General features: G+C 77.2%; 14 protein-coding genes. 6 read left to right on the top strand and 8 right to left on the bottom strand.

Translation table 11 applies throughout. From position 1 onward, the window contains the following. The first annotated feature begins 56 nt into the window (after positions 1 to 56). Positions 57 to 2780, top strand: coding sequence for a DNA translocase FtsK (locus ACFPK1_RS24195; RefSeq protein ID WP_378023515.1), 2724 nt, complete (start codon positions 57 to 59; stop codon positions 2778 to 2780). A 43-nt stretch (positions 2781 to 2823) separates the two neighbouring features. Here ACFPK1_RS24195 and ACFPK1_RS24190 read toward each other — a convergent pair whose 3' ends face one another. From ACFPK1_RS24190 to ACFPK1_RS24175, 4 genes are all read right to left on the bottom strand, one after another. Further along, entirely contained in the window at positions 2824 to 4800 is a 1977-nt protein-coding gene (locus ACFPK1_RS24190; RefSeq protein WP_378023514.1) for an HNH endonuclease signature motif containing protein, read from the bottom strand. Between the two features lie 69 nt (positions 4801 to 4869). Further along, a complete protein-coding gene (locus tag ACFPK1_RS24185) occupies positions 4870 to 5106 on the bottom strand; it encodes an Ada metal-binding domain-containing protein (RefSeq protein ID WP_378023513.1) in 237 nt (78 codons plus the stop codon). After that, positions 5106 to 5756, bottom strand: coding sequence for an alpha-ketoglutarate-dependent dioxygenase AlkB family protein (locus ACFPK1_RS24180; RefSeq protein ID WP_378023512.1), 651 nt, complete (start codon positions 5754 to 5756; stop codon positions 5106 to 5108). The genes ACFPK1_RS24185 and ACFPK1_RS24180 overlap by 1 nt, the downstream gene beginning before the upstream one ends. A gap of 39 nt (positions 5757 to 5795) precedes the next feature. Then, the gene (locus tag ACFPK1_RS24175; RefSeq protein WP_378023511.1) at positions 5796 to 5930 is read right to left on the bottom strand and encodes a hypothetical protein; all 135 of its coding nucleotides are present in this window, start codon (positions 5928 to 5930) and stop codon (positions 5796 to 5798) included. Positions 5931 to 6128: 198 nt separating this feature from the next. Here ACFPK1_RS24175 and ACFPK1_RS24170 point away from each other — a divergent pair, with 198 nt between their 5' ends. Beyond that, a complete protein-coding gene (locus ACFPK1_RS24170; RefSeq protein WP_378023510.1) occupies positions 6129 to 6632 on the top strand; it encodes a putative immunity protein in 504 nt (167 codons plus the stop codon). 223 nt (positions 6633 to 6855) lie between these two features. On the opposite strand, the gene ACFPK1_RS24165 is transcribed toward ACFPK1_RS24170, so the two are convergent. Both ACFPK1_RS24165 and ACFPK1_RS24160 read right to left on the bottom strand, forming a co-directional pair. Beyond that, the gene (locus ACFPK1_RS24165) at positions 6856 to 7518 is read right to left on the bottom strand and encodes a response regulator (RefSeq protein WP_378023509.1); all 663 of its coding nucleotides are present in this window, start codon (positions 7516 to 7518) and stop codon (positions 6856 to 6858) included. Beyond that, positions 7515 to 8672 (bottom strand): sensor histidine kinase, encoded by a 1158-nt coding sequence (locus ACFPK1_RS24160; protein WP_378023508.1) that lies wholly within the window; start codon positions 8670 to 8672, stop codon positions 7515 to 7517. Before ACFPK1_RS24160 ends, ACFPK1_RS24165 begins: the two co-directional genes overlap by 4 nt. Positions 8673 to 8830: 158 nt before the next feature. On the opposite strand from ACFPK1_RS24160, the gene ACFPK1_RS24155 reads away from it, so the two are divergent. After that, on the top strand, positions 8831 to 9364 hold the full coding sequence (locus tag ACFPK1_RS24155; RefSeq protein ID WP_378023507.1) for a hypothetical protein: 534 nt from the start codon (positions 8831 to 8833) through the stop codon (positions 9362 to 9364). Continuing rightward, complete coding sequence (locus ACFPK1_RS24150) at positions 9361 to 10485, top strand: alpha/beta-hydrolase family protein (RefSeq protein WP_378023506.1); 1125 nt, start codon at positions 9361 to 9363, stop codon at positions 10483 to 10485. The genes ACFPK1_RS24155 and ACFPK1_RS24150 overlap by 4 nt, the downstream gene beginning before the upstream one ends. Here the strand turns inward: ACFPK1_RS24150 and ACFPK1_RS24145 are convergent. Beyond that, positions 10445 to 11470, bottom strand: coding sequence for an NAD-dependent epimerase/dehydratase family protein (locus tag ACFPK1_RS24145; RefSeq protein ID WP_378023505.1), 1026 nt, complete (start codon positions 11468 to 11470; stop codon positions 10445 to 10447). The two genes, ACFPK1_RS24150 and ACFPK1_RS24145, sit on opposite strands and share 41 nt — an antisense overlap. 29 nt (positions 11471 to 11499) lie before the next feature. Here ACFPK1_RS24145 and ACFPK1_RS24140 point away from each other — a divergent pair, with 29 nt between their 5' ends. Continuing rightward, positions 11500 to 12171: a response regulator gene (locus ACFPK1_RS24140; RefSeq protein ID WP_378023504.1), complete on the top strand. Its 672-nt coding sequence runs from the start codon at positions 11500 to 11502 to the stop codon at positions 12169 to 12171. Then, entirely contained in the window at positions 12168 to 14156 is a 1989-nt protein-coding gene (locus tag ACFPK1_RS24135; protein WP_378023503.1) for a sensor histidine kinase, read from the top strand. Before ACFPK1_RS24140 ends, ACFPK1_RS24135 begins: the two co-directional genes overlap by 4 nt. On the opposite strand, the gene ACFPK1_RS24130 is transcribed toward ACFPK1_RS24135, so the two are convergent. Next, on the bottom strand, positions 14153 to 14686 hold the full coding sequence (locus ACFPK1_RS24130; protein WP_378023502.1) for an amino-acid N-acetyltransferase: 534 nt from the start codon (positions 14684 to 14686) through the stop codon (positions 14153 to 14155). The two genes, ACFPK1_RS24135 and ACFPK1_RS24130, sit on opposite strands and share 4 nt — an antisense overlap. Positions 14687 to 14775: the final 89 nt, after the last annotated feature.

The raw sequence follows: 14775 nt of genomic DNA, 5'->3' as shown, positions 1-14775 counted from the left end.
CACCGGGACGCGTGTGGCTACCGGGGCCCGTGGGATGCCGGGGATACCGTGTGGCCATGGCCGGGCGGACCGAGACACCTGACAAGCGCGGGTCCCGCAGCCGCCCGATCACGGGTGGACGGACCCCGCGCCCGAAGGGCGGCGGGCCCGACACCGCGACGAGGTCGCCGCAGCAGCGCCGCCCCGCGAAGGGGCGGAAGCCCGCCGCGCGCTCGACCGGGCGGGGGCGCGCGCCCGCCCGGCGCACCGGGCCCGGACCCGTCGTGCGCACGCTGCGTGGCGGGTGGGTGCTGACCGCCCGCGGGCTGGGCTCCCTCGTCCGCACGCTCGGGCGGGCCCGCGACGTCGACGCCGCCCACCGGCGCGACGGCGTCGCCCTCGGCCTCGTGGTGCTCGCGGTCCTCACCGCGGCGGGCGTGTGGTGGCGCGCCGGCGGGCCCGTCGGCGCCGGCCTCGACATCGGGCTGCGGACGGTCATCGGCGCCGCGGCCCTCGTGCTGCCCGTCGTGCTCCTCGGCGTCGCGGTGGTGCTGCTGCGCACCGACCCCGTGCCCGAGACCCGCCCGCGCACGGTCATCGGCGCGCTGCTGCTCGGCGCCGGCGTCCTCGCGGTCTGGCACCTCGTCGTCGGGGCGCCCCGCGACCTCACCGGCCGCCGCGACGCGGGCGGCGTCCTGGGCGCCGTGATCGCCGACCCGCTGGCGCGCGGCGTCACCGTCTGGATCGCCGGCATCGTCCTCGTCCTCGTCGGCCTCTACGGGCTGCTGGTGCTCACCGGCACGCCGGTGCGCGAGGTCGGCGAGCGTCTGCGCGCCCTGGTCACCGGCGAGCACCCCGACGACGAGTGGGGCGGCCCGGAGGACGTCGACGTCGACGCCGACGGCGTGCCCATCGACGACGACGGCACCGCGCCCACCACGGCCATCCCGCGCCGTCGGCGCCGCCGCGGCGAGGACGAGGCCACCGACGAGGACGACCCGGACGCCGCCGGCCACCCGGCGCGGCACCGCGAGCGCAACGCCGCGGCCGTGCCGGACCTGACGACGCCGCCCGAGGGAGTGCCGGCCCCCGAACCCGCGCCCGATCCCGCTCCCGCCGCGGGTGGGGGCCGGAGCCGGTCGTCCGGGGCGAAGCGCGCGGCACCGGCCGCGGCGGCGCCGGCGGCCGTCCCCGACGCGACCGCGCCGCCGGAGACCGAGACCGACCCGCAGGCGGCGACGTCGTTCAGCTCTCACCGCGAGGACGCCGACGGCGACTACCGCCTGCCGCCGCCGGACCTGCTCACGCCCGGCGAGCCGCCCAAGGCCCGCAGCGCCGCGAACGACGCGATGATCGAGGCGATCACCGGGGTCCTCGAGCAGTTCAAGGTCGACGCCGAGGTCACCGGCTTCACCCGCGGCCCGACCGTCACCCGATACGAGGTCGAGCTCGGGCACGGGGTGAAGGTCGAGAAGATCACCGCGCTGCACCGCAACCTGGCCTACGCCGCGGCGACCGACCGGGTGCTGCTGCTCGCGCCGATCCCGGGCAAGTCGGCGGTGGGCATCGAGGTGCCCAACTCCGACCGCGAGATGGTGCGCCTGGCCGACGTCCTGAACTCGCCGACGGCGCGCGCCGAGACCCACCCGATGGTCATCGGGCTCGGCAAGGACATCGAGGGCCGGATGGTCACGGCCAACCTGGCGAAGATGCCCCACCTGCTGGTCGCCGGCTCCACCGGCTCCGGCAAGTCGAGCTTCGTCAACTCGATGCTGGTCTCGCTGCTGACGCGGTCGACGCCGGACGAGGTCCGGATGATCCTCATCGACCCGAAGATGGTCGAGCTGACGCCCTACGAGGGCATCCCGCACCTCATCACCCCGATCATCACCTCGCCGAAGAAGGCGGCCACGGCGCTGCAGTGGCTGGTCGAGGAGATGGAGCAGCGCTACACGGACATGCAGGCCAACCGGGTGCGGCACATCGACACCTTCAACGAGAAGGTGCGCAGCGGGGCGATCCAGGCGCCGCCCGGCTCGGAGCGCGTCTACCGGCCGTACCCGTACATCATGTGCATCGTCGACGAGCTCGCCGACCTCATGATGACCGCGCCCCGCGACGTCGAGGACGCGATCGTCCGCATCACCCAGAAGGCCCGGGCCGCCGGCATCCACCTCGTGCTCGCGACGCAGCGCCCGTCCGTCGACGTCGTCACCGGTCTGATCAAGACGAACGTGCCGTCGCGGCTGGCGTTCGCGACGTCGTCGCTCACCGACTCGCGGGTCATCCTCGACCAGCCCGGCGCCGAGAAGCTCATCGGCATGGGTGACGCGCTCTTCCTGCCCATGGGCGCGGGCAAGACCAACCGCCTGCAGGGCGCGTTCATCGCCGACGACGAGATCGCCGCGGTGGTCGACCACTGCAAGGAGCAGGCCGACCCCGACTACGACGAGACGGTCACGACCGAGGCCGCCGGCGAGAAGAAGGAGATCGACCCGGACATCGGCGACGACCTCGAGCTGGTCGTCGCGGCCGCCGAGCTGATCGTCACGAGCCAGTTCGGGTCGACGTCGATGCTGCAGCGCAAGCTGCGGGTGGGGTTCGCGAAGGCCGGGCGGCTCATGGACCTGCTCGAGACCCGGGGCGTGGTCGGCCCGTCGGAGGGCTCCAAGGCCCGCGACGTGCTGTTCAAGCCCGACGAGCTGCCCGACCTCCTGGCGTCCCTGCGCGGCGAGCCGGCCCCGGCGCCCGCGGCCGACCCCGACTCGGACGCCCCGCCGCCGACGGAGGACGACCGGTAACCGCGTCGTCGGCCCCCAGACGTCCGCTCCTCGTCGTCCGGTCCTAGAAGGGCGGCGGGTCGTCGGGGTCGAGCGAGCGTGCCGCCGGTGTCGGATCGGCCGGCCGGGGTGGTCGCCGCGCGGCGAGCTTCGGCGCGATCCTGCGGAACCAATCGGGGTCGAGCTCCTCGCCGGGGTCGCGCCGGCCGTCGTCGGGCAGCGGGCGGGCCCCGGCCGCGTAGCGGGGGCCGGGCATGGGCGTGAGGACCTTCTCCGGGCGGGTGGTGTGGGTGACCCCGGCGCGGGTCCGGATCACGAACCACCCGGGCCGGGGCTGGGTGACCCGCCACCGGGCACGGTGCTTCGCGCGGTGGTGGTGGGAGCACCAGGCGCCGAGGTTGCCGGTGAGGGTGGGTCCGCCGAGCGCGTGCTCGCGGGTGTGGTCGATCTCGGTGCGGTGCGCGGGGCGGGGGCAGCCCGGGACGACGCAGTGGCGGTCGCGCGCACGGATCCAGCGCTCGGCCTCGGCGCCCGCGCGGCGACGCCGCCACTGGTCGGGGCCGGCGCCGGCGTCGGGTGGTCGCCCGAGGCCCCCCGTGTCCACAAGGTCCTGCAGGCGGTGCCGGAGCTCGGTGATCAACGGTGCCCAGGCGGGGTGATCATCTGTATCGAGGGCAGCGAGCACCGTCGTCGGAACCCGGAGTTCGACGATCGTCCCGGTGCGGACAGCACCGGCGGTACGCCCCCGCGTGCGGGGGCCGGGTTGTCGGTCGGGTCGGCGGCGGGCGAGCAGGACGTGCTGGAGGTGGCCGTCGGCGTCGGTGAGGACGACGCGCCATTCGCCGTGGTGGCGGCGGGCGAGCAGTTCGCGGACGATGGGTGCGGAGACCGCGCCGTGACCGGGGACCGTGGCGGGGTGCTGGTCCAGTCCGAGGGCGGTGGTGAGCCGCAGGCGCACCTCGAGGTTGCCCTGCCGCAGCCGCCCGGACCGGGGTTCGGGTGCCTCGAGAGGCGGTGACCCGTCGTCGGGGCCGCGGGCGTCGGTGCTGTGGCTGTCCTGCCCGTCGCGCGGCCCGGCGTCCTCCGGCGCGCTGTCGTCCGGGTCGCTGTCGTCCGGGTCGCTGTCGTCCGGGTCGCTGTCGTCCGGACCGCTGTCGTCCGGACCACCGTCGTCCGGACCACCGTCATCAGGCCCCACGCCGCGGTCATCGGTTCCGCCGGTGGCGGCGTGGTACTCGGTGGCGAGCAGCAGGGCGATGTCGCGGTCGTCCATGCCGGCGGTGGAGCCGTTGAGCAGCCGCATCCCGACCTGCAGCCGGAGCTGGTTGATCGGCGTTAGCACCCCGAGCCGGCGCACCGCCGCGGCCAGCGCCTCGACCCGCGCGGTGGAGTCCATCCCGTCCTCGCCCGGGGCGTCCACGAACGACAGCGTCGCGGTGCCCGACGGGCTCAACGTCAGCGTCATGTGCCCGCGGGCCTCGGCACGCTTGCGGCGACGCTCGGCCCAGTCCGGGTCGAGGTCGAGCACCACCTCGGTGAGCCGCTCGCGCAGCGCCATCACCGGCAGCCCCGCGGCCTCGGGCAGCACCACCTCGACGGCGTGGCGGGCGTGGTCGTCGCACAGGTCGATGGTCAGCTCGCTGATCGCCCGCACCTTGGGCTCGTCGATCCACCCCTGCCACAACGCCGCCCCCAGCGCCGGCAACCGGACGAAGAGGTCGTCGGCCAGGTCGAGGCGCCGCGAGGTCATGGTGCGCGACCACCCGAACAGCGCCGCGGCCTCGTCGCCGGAGAACTCGTCCGAGCTCCCCAACCGCCCGGTGTGCCCGTCCTGCGCCGTCCCCAGCTCGCGCAGGCCCGCGAGCAGGGCCGCCTCGGCGCGGTTGTGGACCCGCCACCGGCCCCGCACGTAGGCCGCGAGCTCCTCCCCGGTCAGCGCCGAGGGATCGATGGCGTCGAGCATCCCGGCCAGGTCCGCGTCCGGCTCGGCGTCGTCCAGCACGGCCGCCACCGCGGCCCCCAGGTGCTGCTCGACGCTCATGAGAACGACGTTAGATCGGACCCCCGACAACGCCGCCCCGGAAGCGGCCCCACCGAGCCCTGCGGCCGGTCACGAAACCGTCACGATGTCCGGCCGGCAGACTCGGCACGGGCGGTAGCCGGCGGCGCGGGCGGTCGCCGCGTCGGCGAAGAACACGCGGTGCCGCGCGTAATGGCCGCGCGCGAGCCACCGCGCTGCGCCGGGGCAGTCGAGCCGCCCGTAGAGGCGCAGGCGCCGGTGCCCGCCGAGGGCGCCGGGCGTCGCGGAGTCGTACGGGCGGCCGTCGACACCGACCAGCCGGTACATCAGGCGAGCCCCGACACCCGCAGCGTGATGTTGATCCGCTGCCCGGGCGCGGTCCCGACGGCCGGGACATCGCGGTCGGGCAGCAGCCTCGGCACGCCGTGGTAGGCGAGGCGGTGCTCGCCGCCGAACACGACGAGGTCGCCGGAGAGCAGCTCGACGTCCTGCCACGGGCCGCGGCGGTGGTGCGGGCTGCCGATCCGGAACACGCACGCCGCGCCGAGGCTCAGCGACACCACGGGGTCGGGCGCGCGCTCCTCGCGGTCCTGGTGCAGGCCGAGGCGGGCGTCGCCGCGGTAGGAGTTGACCAGCGCGACGTCGGGCCGGTAGTCGACGGGCCGCCCGTAGGCGTCGGCCACGGCCGCCGCGCCGAGCTCGGCCAACCACGCCGGGAACGGCGCCACCGGCGATCCGTCCTGGTCGTCGCGCGTGCGGCTGTAGCGGTAGGGCATCCAGTGCCAGCCCAGGCAGACGGTCTCGACGCTCATCCGCGCCCCGCTGGGCAAGGTCGCGTGGCGCGCACCGGGCCCCTCGCGCGCCCACTCCTGGGCCGCGACGACGAGCACGCGCTGCGCGTCCTCGGACAACCAGTCCGGGATGTGGACGACGCCGGGGGCGAGCGTGCGCCGCTCCCGCGGGATCAGTTCGAGCACGGGGCCTCCGTCACGTCCGGGAGAACACCGGGCGCCACCTCACCGTGGCACGGCGCGGTCCCGGGCCGGGGCGAGCAGGGCGGCGGCGCTGCCCGCGCGGACCTGCTCGGCGTCGGCGGGGCTCGAGCTCCCGGCGCACCCCGTCGGGCCGGTGACGTGGGTGCCGAGCTCCACGCCCGCAGCCCGCCGGCGACCGCCGTCCGCAGGACCTCGACGGCAGGACAGGGAGCTGCAGCGACGCCGTGCGTCCTGCCTGATCGCCCCCATGGGCGTGCCCTCCGCATCGCGAGTCGGTGTGGTCGCGACCACGAGGCGGGCGGCGAGCGCGACGCCGGAAGGTCGAACCGCTGATGCCGGGCATCCGCGAGGCTGATGCCCGTGCAGCTGACCCTCGACGAGATCCGCGCCGTCACCGCCTACGCGGTGGTCTGTGCGGAGCCCGCCCTGGAGCTGGCCCGCGACGACCCGCGGGCACGCGCCGCCGTCGACACGGCGCGGGTGTTCGCCACGGGGGCCGCGCGCACGAAGGCGCTGCGCGACGTCGCGTTCGCGGCGCACCGGGCGGCGCGCGAAGCTCCCGACGCCGCGGCGCGCGAGGCCGCGCGGGCCGCCGGCCACGCGGCCGGTGCGGCGTACCTGCACCCGCTGGCGACGGCCACCCAGGTCGGGCACGTGCTGGGCGCGGCGGCCCACGCGGCGCTCGCGTTCGAGCTGGCCGGGCACGACGGCGATCACCTGGAGCGCTGCCGGGACCTCGCGACGCCGCTGGTCGTCGACGTCCTGCGCCGCTACCCGCCGGCTCCCCCCGGATACGGACGCGCCGGGGAGCTGATGCGGGCCCTCGACGCGGCCCTGCGCGGTGGTATCCCTCCGTGATGGACGAGGGTGGGGCACCGTCGTCCGCGGCTGGCGGACCTCGAGCTCATCCTGCTGCTGTCGCTGCGCGCGTTTCTCACCGAGCGCACCCCACCCTGCTGACCTGGGCGCCGGCCGGCCTGTCCTTCGCCGAGCGCGGCCGCGGCACCGGTCTGTCCGCGGCCATCCTCGCGCTCGGTGTGCTGACGGCGGCGGTGGCGGCTCTGGCCCCGGTGATCGTGTCTCAGCGGTCGAGCCGCGCGGTGACCACGCCCGTCTCGTAGGCCAGGACGACCGCCTGCACGCGGTCGCGCAGGTCGAGCTTGGTGAGGATCCGCCCCACGTGGGTCTTCACCGTCTGCTCGGCCAGCACGAGGTGCCCGGCGATCTCGCCGTTGGACAGCCCGCGGGCGACGAGGACGAGCACCTCGCGCTCGCGGGCCGTCAGCGCGTCGAGGCGCGTCGAGGTGGCGCGGGCGGGCACCGCCCGCGACGCGAACTCCGCGACCAGCCGCCGGGTGATCGACGGGGCGAGCAGCGCGTCCCCGCCGGCGACCACGCGCACCGCCCGCACCAGCTCCTCGGCCGGCGCGTCCTTGAGCAGGAAGCCGCTCGCCCCGGCGCGCAGGGCCTCGTAGACGTACTCGTCGACGTCGAACGTGGTCAGGACGAGCACCCGGACCGTGTCGTGGCGCGCGAGGATCCGCCGGGTGGCGGCCAGCCCGTCGAGGCGCGGCATGCGGACGTCCATGAGCACGACGTCGGGGGCGTGGCGGTCGACCGCGGCCACGGCCTCCTCGCCGTCGGCGGCGTGCCCGACCACCTCGAGCCCCTCCTGCGCGGCCAGCAGCGCGCCGAACCCCTCGCGGACCATGGCCTGGTCGTCGACCACGAGCACACGGGTCACGCGTCGCTCCCGATCACGGGGTGCAGCGTGGCACGCCCCGCCGGGAGCCGGGCGTCCACCGTGAACCCGCCGTCGCCGGCGGGGCCGACGGTCAGCGCGCCGGCCACGGCGGCGGCCCGCTCGCGCATCCCGGGCAGCCCGAGCCCGGAGCCGGGACCCGCCGCGGAGCGCCCGGGCCCGTTGACCACCCGCAGCCGCACGGCGTCCGGGGTGTGGTCGATGCTCACCGCGACCGGCGCGTCGGCCGCGTGCCGCGAGGCGTTGGCCAGGGCCTCGGCCAGGATCCGGTACAGCGAGACCGACGCCGCCGGCCCGAGCCCCGCGGGGTCTCCGGTGGTGGTCACGGTCAGGTCGACTCCGGCCGCGGACGTCGCGGCGAGCAGCTCGTCGACGTCGGCGGCGCTCGGCTGGGGCGCCAGGTCGGCGTCGCCGTCGTCGGCGCGCAGCACGGTCAGGACCCCGCGCAGCTCGGTGAGCGCCGCCCGGGCGGCGCCCGAGATGGCCGTGAACTCCGCCGCCGACGCCGCGTCGACCCCGGGCAGCCGGTAGCGGGCGGTCTCGGCGCGCACCGCGACCATCGACATCGCGTGGGCGACGACGTCGTGCAGGTCGCGGGCCACGCGGGCGCGCTCCTGCAGCACCGCGCGCCGCGACGCCTCGCCGGCCCGCAGCTCCTCGGTCTCGGCGATCTGGCGGCGCTGGGTGCGCACGCGGCGCCCGAGCAGCCCCACGGCCAGCACGACCACCGTGAAGAAGATCCCGAGCCCGGTGCCCTCGCTCGACCCTGTCGCGAGGACGAACAGCGCTACCAGCCCGGCGGTGCCGGCCGCCGCCGCCCACGGCGCACACCGCGCGACGACCAGGGCCGTCAGCCCGCAGAGGACGACGAGGTGCACGGCCTGCAGGCCCAGCGCCGCGCCGGGCGCGGGCCCGACGAGCAGCGCGATCAGCACCCCGCCGAGCGCCGACGCGCCCCACGCCCGCCAGGGGTGCTCCGGCGCCGCGAGCACGGGCAGCGCGACGACGAGGGCGACCGGCAGCGCCGTCGCCGGGGTCACGGCGAGCTCCTGCAGCGAGGTGGGCCAGGCGATCGCCAGCAGGATCCCCGCCAGGACGATGCGGCCCGCCCACGACCAACGCGATCCCGGGGCCATGGACCGCAGGCTAGGAGGGCCGCGCGCGTCCTGTCGTCACCCCGAGGTCCTGCCCCCGGGGTATGACGTCGTGCCCGGCGCACCGCCCGCGTAGCGGCCCGGGGACGGCTCCGCGGGGCGACGCCCGGCGAGGCCCGCGGCGATGATCGTTCCGTGGCGTGACCAGGCTCCTCGCGGCGATCGCCGCCGCCGTCGCCGTGCTGCTGCTCGCCTCCGGGACCGGGCGGGCGACGGTGCCGCAGCAGGGCCCCGAGGACGCCGCCACCGCCCGGGCGGTCGCCGCGCTCACCGGGCCGGACCGGACCGCGGTGCCGCTCCCTCCGTCGTTCCCCGCCGATCCCCGCGCCGATCACCGCCCGGTCGTCGTCGCCGGGAAGCTCCTCGACCCCCGGGGCTCGTGCTCGTCGCCGGTCGCGCTGCCCGCGGCCTTCGACGACGCGTGCCGCGCCCACGACCTGGGCTACGACCTCCTGCGTCACGCCGCCGCCCGGGGCGGGCCGCTCGGGCCCTGGGCGCGGCGGGCGATCGACGCGCAGCTGGCGCGCGACCTCGCCGCGGCGTGCGGGGGCGAGGGCCCGCGCTGCCGCCTGCTCGCGGGGGTCGCCGACGTCGCCGTCGCCGTGAACTCCTGGCGCCAGGGCTGGAGCGTGCCGGTGGTCGAGCACGGCCCGTTCGTGCGGGACCCGCGGTGATCGCCGCGGTGCTGCTGGCCGTGTCGACGTTCCCGTCGATGCTGCCGCGCGGCGTGGTCACCCAGCTCGTCGAGTCGGCCGTGCTCACCGGCGCCGGGTGGCGGGTGGACCGGTGGGCGGGGGCTCGCGGGCCCGGCCCTCTCCTGGTCGCTCCCGTCGGCGCGTGGGTCGCGGTCACGCTCGGGATGCAGGACGCGCAGCGCCTCGACACGGGCCTCGCATCCGTCGGCTGGGCGCCGCTCGCGGTGGCGGGGACGGCGATCGTCCTCGCCGGGCGGCGGGGTCGGGAGCGGGGTCCGGCCGCGACCCGTGTCGCCGTCGCGCTGACCGCGGCGCTCGTCGTGTCCGCCGGCGGGTTCGCTGCCGGCGAGGCCGCCGCCGGCGGGCTCCCTGGCGGCGCCGTGACCCCGACCGCGGACGGCGGGCCGGGGGTCGTGCCGGTGCACGTCGCCGTGCCCCTCGGGCCCGGGTCGCCCGGCGAGCGGGCCGACGCGGCCGTGCGGGCCCTGCGCGAGGCCGGCGGTCTCGCGCGGCGGACCGTGGTGGTGGTCGTGCCGACGGGGTCGGGGTGGGCCGACCCGATCGCGCTCGCCACGCTCGAGGCGGCGACCGGCGGGGACGTCGCGACCGTGACCCTGGCCTACGACGACGCGCCGAGCTGGCTGTCGTACCTGACCGCCCGCGACGACGCCGTCGCCACCACGGGAGCGCTGCTCGCGGCGGTGGGGCGGACCCGTGTCCCGGGGACACGGGTCCTGCTCTACGGCCAGAGCCTCGGCGCCCTGGCCGGTGCCGAGGCGTGGGCGCGCCACCCGGCGGCCGCGGACGGCGCGCTGTGGGTCGGGCCGCCCGCCGACACCCGGACCGCGGGCGGCACGGTGCTCGCCCACGTCTCCGACCCCGCGGTGGTCTGGTCGCCCCGCCTGCTGGTCGCCCCGCCCGACCGGCCGACGGGGACGCCGTGGGTGCCGCTGGTGTCGTTCCTGCAGACCTCGGTCGACCTGCTCGGCGCCGTCGGCGCGCCCGCCGGTCACGGGCACCACTACGGCGCCGAGCAGCGCCCGGCGTGGGACCTGCTGCTCAGGACCGGATCGTGTCCCGCCACGCCCCGATGCCCGTGAAGCGGGGCCGCCAGCCCAGCTCCTCCTTGGCCCGGGTGGTGTCCATGACCGCCGGGTAGGAGGTGGCCGCGACCCACTGCATCGGCAGGGGCAGCGGGAGCGTCATGGTGGCCCGGGACGGCACCTCGGCCACCTCGGCGGGCAGCTCGAGCACGCTCGCCCCGAGCTCGCGGACGAGGTCGGCGAGGGTGACGGTGCCGTCGCCGGCGATGTTGTACGGCCCCGCCGGGCCCTCGCCGAGGGTGCACCGCGCGAGGGCGTGGCCGACGTCGTCGTGGTGGACCAGCTGCAGCGGGAACGCCGGGACCGCCAGCGGCAGCCCGAGGCGGGCGTACTGCCGCGCCGCGGCGAGCAGCCCCCGCCCGAGGGTCGCGAGCGGGCCGGGCAGCGGCAGCTTGGCGCCGGCGAGCTCGGGGCCGACGACCCCGCACGGGCGCAGGACGTGGACCTCGATCTCGGGGTGGTCCGCGGACTCGGCCGCGAGCAGCTGCTCGCTCCGGGCCTTGTCGCGGGCGTAGAAGAAGGCGTCGTCGACCGCGAGCCGGTGACTCTCGGGGATGTGCGGCGGGTGGTCGGGGGAGAAGCCGTACGCGGCCAGGGACGACGCGTACACGAAGCGCCGGGCCCCGGCGTCGACCGCGGCCCGGAAGGCGCTGCGCACGCCCTCGGAGTTGACCGTCTCCGTGGCGCCCGGGTTGGTCGCGCCGGTGATGTCGTAGGCGAGGTGCACCACGACGTCCGCGCCGCGGAAGGCCGAGGGGAGCGAGGCGGGGTCGGCGACGTCCCCGCGGCGGTACTCCGCGCGGCCGTGGAGCCCGGGGCCGCTGTCGGGGTGGCGCGACACCCCGACGACGTCGGCGACGCGGGCGTCCCCGGTGAGCAGCGGCAGCAGGCTGCTGCCGAAGGTGCCGGTCGCGCCGGTGACGGCGACGGTCAGGTCGCCGGTGCGGGGGGAGGGGCCGGTGGTGGCGGGTGAAGCGGACACCGGGGCGGTTACCCACGGGTCCTGGCACGATGCGGCCCGTGGGGATCCGGGTGCTGCTCGTCGACGACCAGCCCATCGTGCGCACCGGTTTCCGCACCGTGCTCACCGCCGCGGGCGGCATCGACGTCGTCGGCGAGGCGGGCGACGGGCCCGCCGCCGTCACCGCGGTGGCGTCCTACCGCCCCGACGTCGTCCTCATGGACGTCCGCATGCCCGGCGGCGACGGGCTGACCGCGACCGAGCAGATCACCGCGTCGCACCCGGACACCCGCGTGCTGGTGGTCACCACGTTCGACGTCGACGACTACGTCCGCCGCGCGCTGCGCGGGGGCGCCAGCGGCTTCGTGCTCAAGGACTCCGACCCCGAGGACCTCGTGCGGGCGGTCCGCACGGTGCACGCAGGCGAGTCGCTGCTCGCGCCGTCGGTGACCACCCGGCTCGTGCGCGACTGGGTCGCCCAGGAGCCGGCGCCACCCTCACCCGACGGCCCGCCCGAGGGCCTCACCGCCCGCGAGCACGACGTGCTCGTCCTCGTCGCCCGCGGGCTGTCGAACGCCGAGATCGCCGCCGAGATGGTGGTCGCCGAGTCGACGGTGAAGACCCACGTCGCCCACCTGCTGCGCAAGCTCGGCCGCCGCGACCGGGTGCAGCTCGTCGTGCACGCCTTCGAGCGCGGTCTGGTGCCCGCGCGCCCGGTGTGAGCCGCCGGTGGTCGGGCCTGCTGCCCGAGCTGCGCCCGGTGGACGGGCTCGTGGTGGGCGTGCTGCTGGTCATGGTGGCGCTGTCCGCGCTCTCGGTGGGGGCGTGGCGCCCGGAGGCCGGGGGCGGGCAGGTCGCCGCGGTGATCGTCGCGGGCGCCGTGCAGACGCTGCCGGTGCTGTGGCGCCGGGAGCGCCCGATCGCCGCGCTGGCGGTGTTCACGGCGAGCGTCCCGGTGGGGTGGGCGCTGGTCGAGGCCCTCCCGGTGTGGACGCTGGCGGTGCTCGTCTTCGCCGTCGCGCGGCGGTCGCGCCCGCTGCCCGGCGCGGTGGCCGTGGTGGTGGCGGCGCTGACCGCGCCGCTGCTCGCGGGGTTGGCGGCCTCCCCGCGCGAGCCGCGGGCGGCGCTCGCCGTCTGGGCCTCGCTCGAGATCACGCTGGTGCCGATCGTGCTCGCGGCCGGGGGGCTGGCGATCGTCGCTCGCGTCCGCGCCGCCGGGATCGCCGCCCGACGGCGCGAGGGGGAGCACGACCGTCTCCTCGAGGCCCTCGCCGCCCAGCGTGACCGGCTCGCCGGCGACCTGCGCGAGCTGGTCGCGGTGCGCGTCGAGCGGGTCGTGACCCGGACGCGCGCGCTCGGCGAGGCGGCCGACCCCGGGCCGGGTCTGTCGGCCATCGCCGCCGAGGCCCGCGCCGCGCTCGCCGGGATGCGCCGCGCCCTGGGCGTCCTGCGCGGGCCGGGCGACGAGCTCGACCCGCCGCCCGCCCCCGCGCCGGGCCCACCGGCACCGTCGCCGTGGCGGCCCTCGCGCGGCGGGCTCGCCCTCGCCGCGGTGGTCGCCGCGCTCGCCGGGCTGCTGGCGGCGTTGGCCGCGTTCGCCGCGCCCCACCTGCGCCCGGGGCCGCTGGCCGACACCATGGCGCTGTTCGACATCGACCCGACCCGCCCGCTGGGCCTGCTGCCGCTGGTCGTGCAGGTGCTGACGCTGGGCTGGTGGCGCCGGGCGCCGCTGCCCGCCCTCGTCGTCGCCACGCTGGCCTCGGTCGCGGCGACGAGCCTGGGCAGCACCCACCTGGTGCTCGAGGCGTCGTGGAGCGTGCTGGTGTTCGGGGCCGGGCTCGGCGCGGGGGTCGTGGCGTCGGGGATCACCGTCCTCGCGTGCACGGCGGTCATCGCGGCGGCGACGGTGACCCTCGGCCTGCCTGCGGCGCTCGCTCCGGACCGCGCGACCGTGGCGCTGTCGTACGTGATCGTCCCGGCGATCTGGGGCCTGGGCGTGCTGCAGCGCCGGGCCGCGCGGGCCGCCGCCGAGGTCGTCGACGCCCGCGCGGCCGCCGCCGCGACCCGCGCCGTGACCGCCCAGCGGCTCGGCCTGGCCCGCGAGCTGCACGACGTCCTGGCCCACGAGCTGTCCGCGCTGGTGGTCACCGTGCACGCCGCCCGCGTGGCTCCGGAGCCCGCGACCCTCGCGACGATCACCGAAGCCGGCGAGCGGATCGCCGCCGCCCTGCCGACCCTGCTCGAGGGCCTCGACCCCGGCGTGCCGTCCGGGGACGCGGCCGAGCACCTCGAGCTCGACACCGCGGCGGTCGAGGCGCTCGCGGCGCCGGTGCGCGACGCCGGGCTGCCCGTCGTCGTGGACGTCGTGGGCACCGCCCCCGCGGACCGCCCCGAGGCCGACGTCATCGCCGCCCGCATCGTCACCGAGGCGCTCACCAACACCCTGCGCCACGCCGGCCCCGCCCCGACCCGCGTGACCGTGCGCCACGAGCCCGACGCGGTCGCCGTCGAGGTCGTCGACGAGGGCGTGCGCGCCGGGCACCGCCGCGCCGCGGAGGGCTCCGGGCTGGGCATCGTCGGGATGCGGGAGCGCGCCGCGCTGGTCGGCGGGACCGTCGAGGCCGGGCCGGACGGCGGCGGCTGGCGGGTCGCCGCGCAGCTGCCGCGGCAGGAGGCGGGCCTGCTCCCCGAGATCCAGACCGTCTAGAGCTCGAGCAGCATGCGGCTGTTGCCCAGGGTGTTGGGCTTCACGTAGGCGAGGTCGAGGAACTCGGCGACGCCCTCGTCGGCCGACTGCATCATCTCGGCGTAGACGTCGGGGCTCACCGGCGAGCCCTCGATCTCGCGGAAGCCGTGCTGCTCGAAGAACGTCACCTCGAAGGTGAGCACGAACACGCTGCGCAGGCCCAGCGCCCGCGCCTGGGCCAGCAGCTCGTGCACGAGGCCGTGGCCGATGCCCGCGCCCTGCATGCACGGGTCGACGGCGATGGTGCGGATCTCCGCGAGGTCCTCCCACAGCACGTGCAGCGCCCCGCACCCCACGACGTGGCGGCCCCGGACCGCCACGCGGAACTCCTGGACGGTCTCGTAGAGGGTGACCAGCGGCTTGCGCAGCAGGATGTTGTCGTCGGCGAACGAGTCGACCAGCGTCTTGATGCCGCGGACGTCGGCGGTGCGGGCGCGTCGCAGGAGGACGGGCGCGGCCCGGTCGGCCGCGCTCTCGGTCGTCTCGGTCACCGGGCGCTCACACCAGCGGAGGGTAGGCGAGGGGGCGGGCCGATAGGCTGGGGAGGTGGTCGAGCGCTCCCCCCGTAGCCCAGAGCGCC

The sequence above is a fragment of the Actinomycetospora rhizophila genome, assembly GCF_042657905.1.
GTDB classification, from domain to species: Bacteria; Actinomycetota; Actinomycetes; order Mycobacteriales; family Pseudonocardiaceae; genus Actinomycetospora; species Actinomycetospora rhizophila.
This window is presented reverse-complemented; position numbering and strand designations above follow the sequence as displayed.

Coding starts and splice junctions, on each gene's coding strand:
- ACFPK1_RS24185 (WP_378023513.1), bottom strand. CDS start 5,106: ATGTACCGGCTGGTCGGTGTCGACGGCCGCCCGTACGACTCCGCGACG.
- ACFPK1_RS24190 (WP_378023514.1), bottom strand. CDS start 4,800: ATGAGCGTCGAGCAGCACCTGGGGGCCGCGGTGGCGGCCGTGCTGGAC.
- ACFPK1_RS24170 (WP_378023510.1), top strand. CDS start 6,129: ATGCCCGTGCAGCTGACCCTCGACGAGATCCGCGCCGTCACCGCCTAC.
- ACFPK1_RS24160 (WP_378023508.1), bottom strand. CDS start 8,672: ATGGCCCCGGGATCGCGTTGGTCGTGGGCGGGCCGCATCGTCCTGGCG.
- ACFPK1_RS24195 (WP_378023515.1), top strand. CDS start 57: ATGGCCGGGCGGACCGAGACACCTGACAAGCGCGGGTCCCGCAGCCGC.
- ACFPK1_RS24140 (WP_378023504.1), top strand. CDS start 11,500: ATGCGGCCCGTGGGGATCCGGGTGCTGCTCGTCGACGACCAGCCCATC.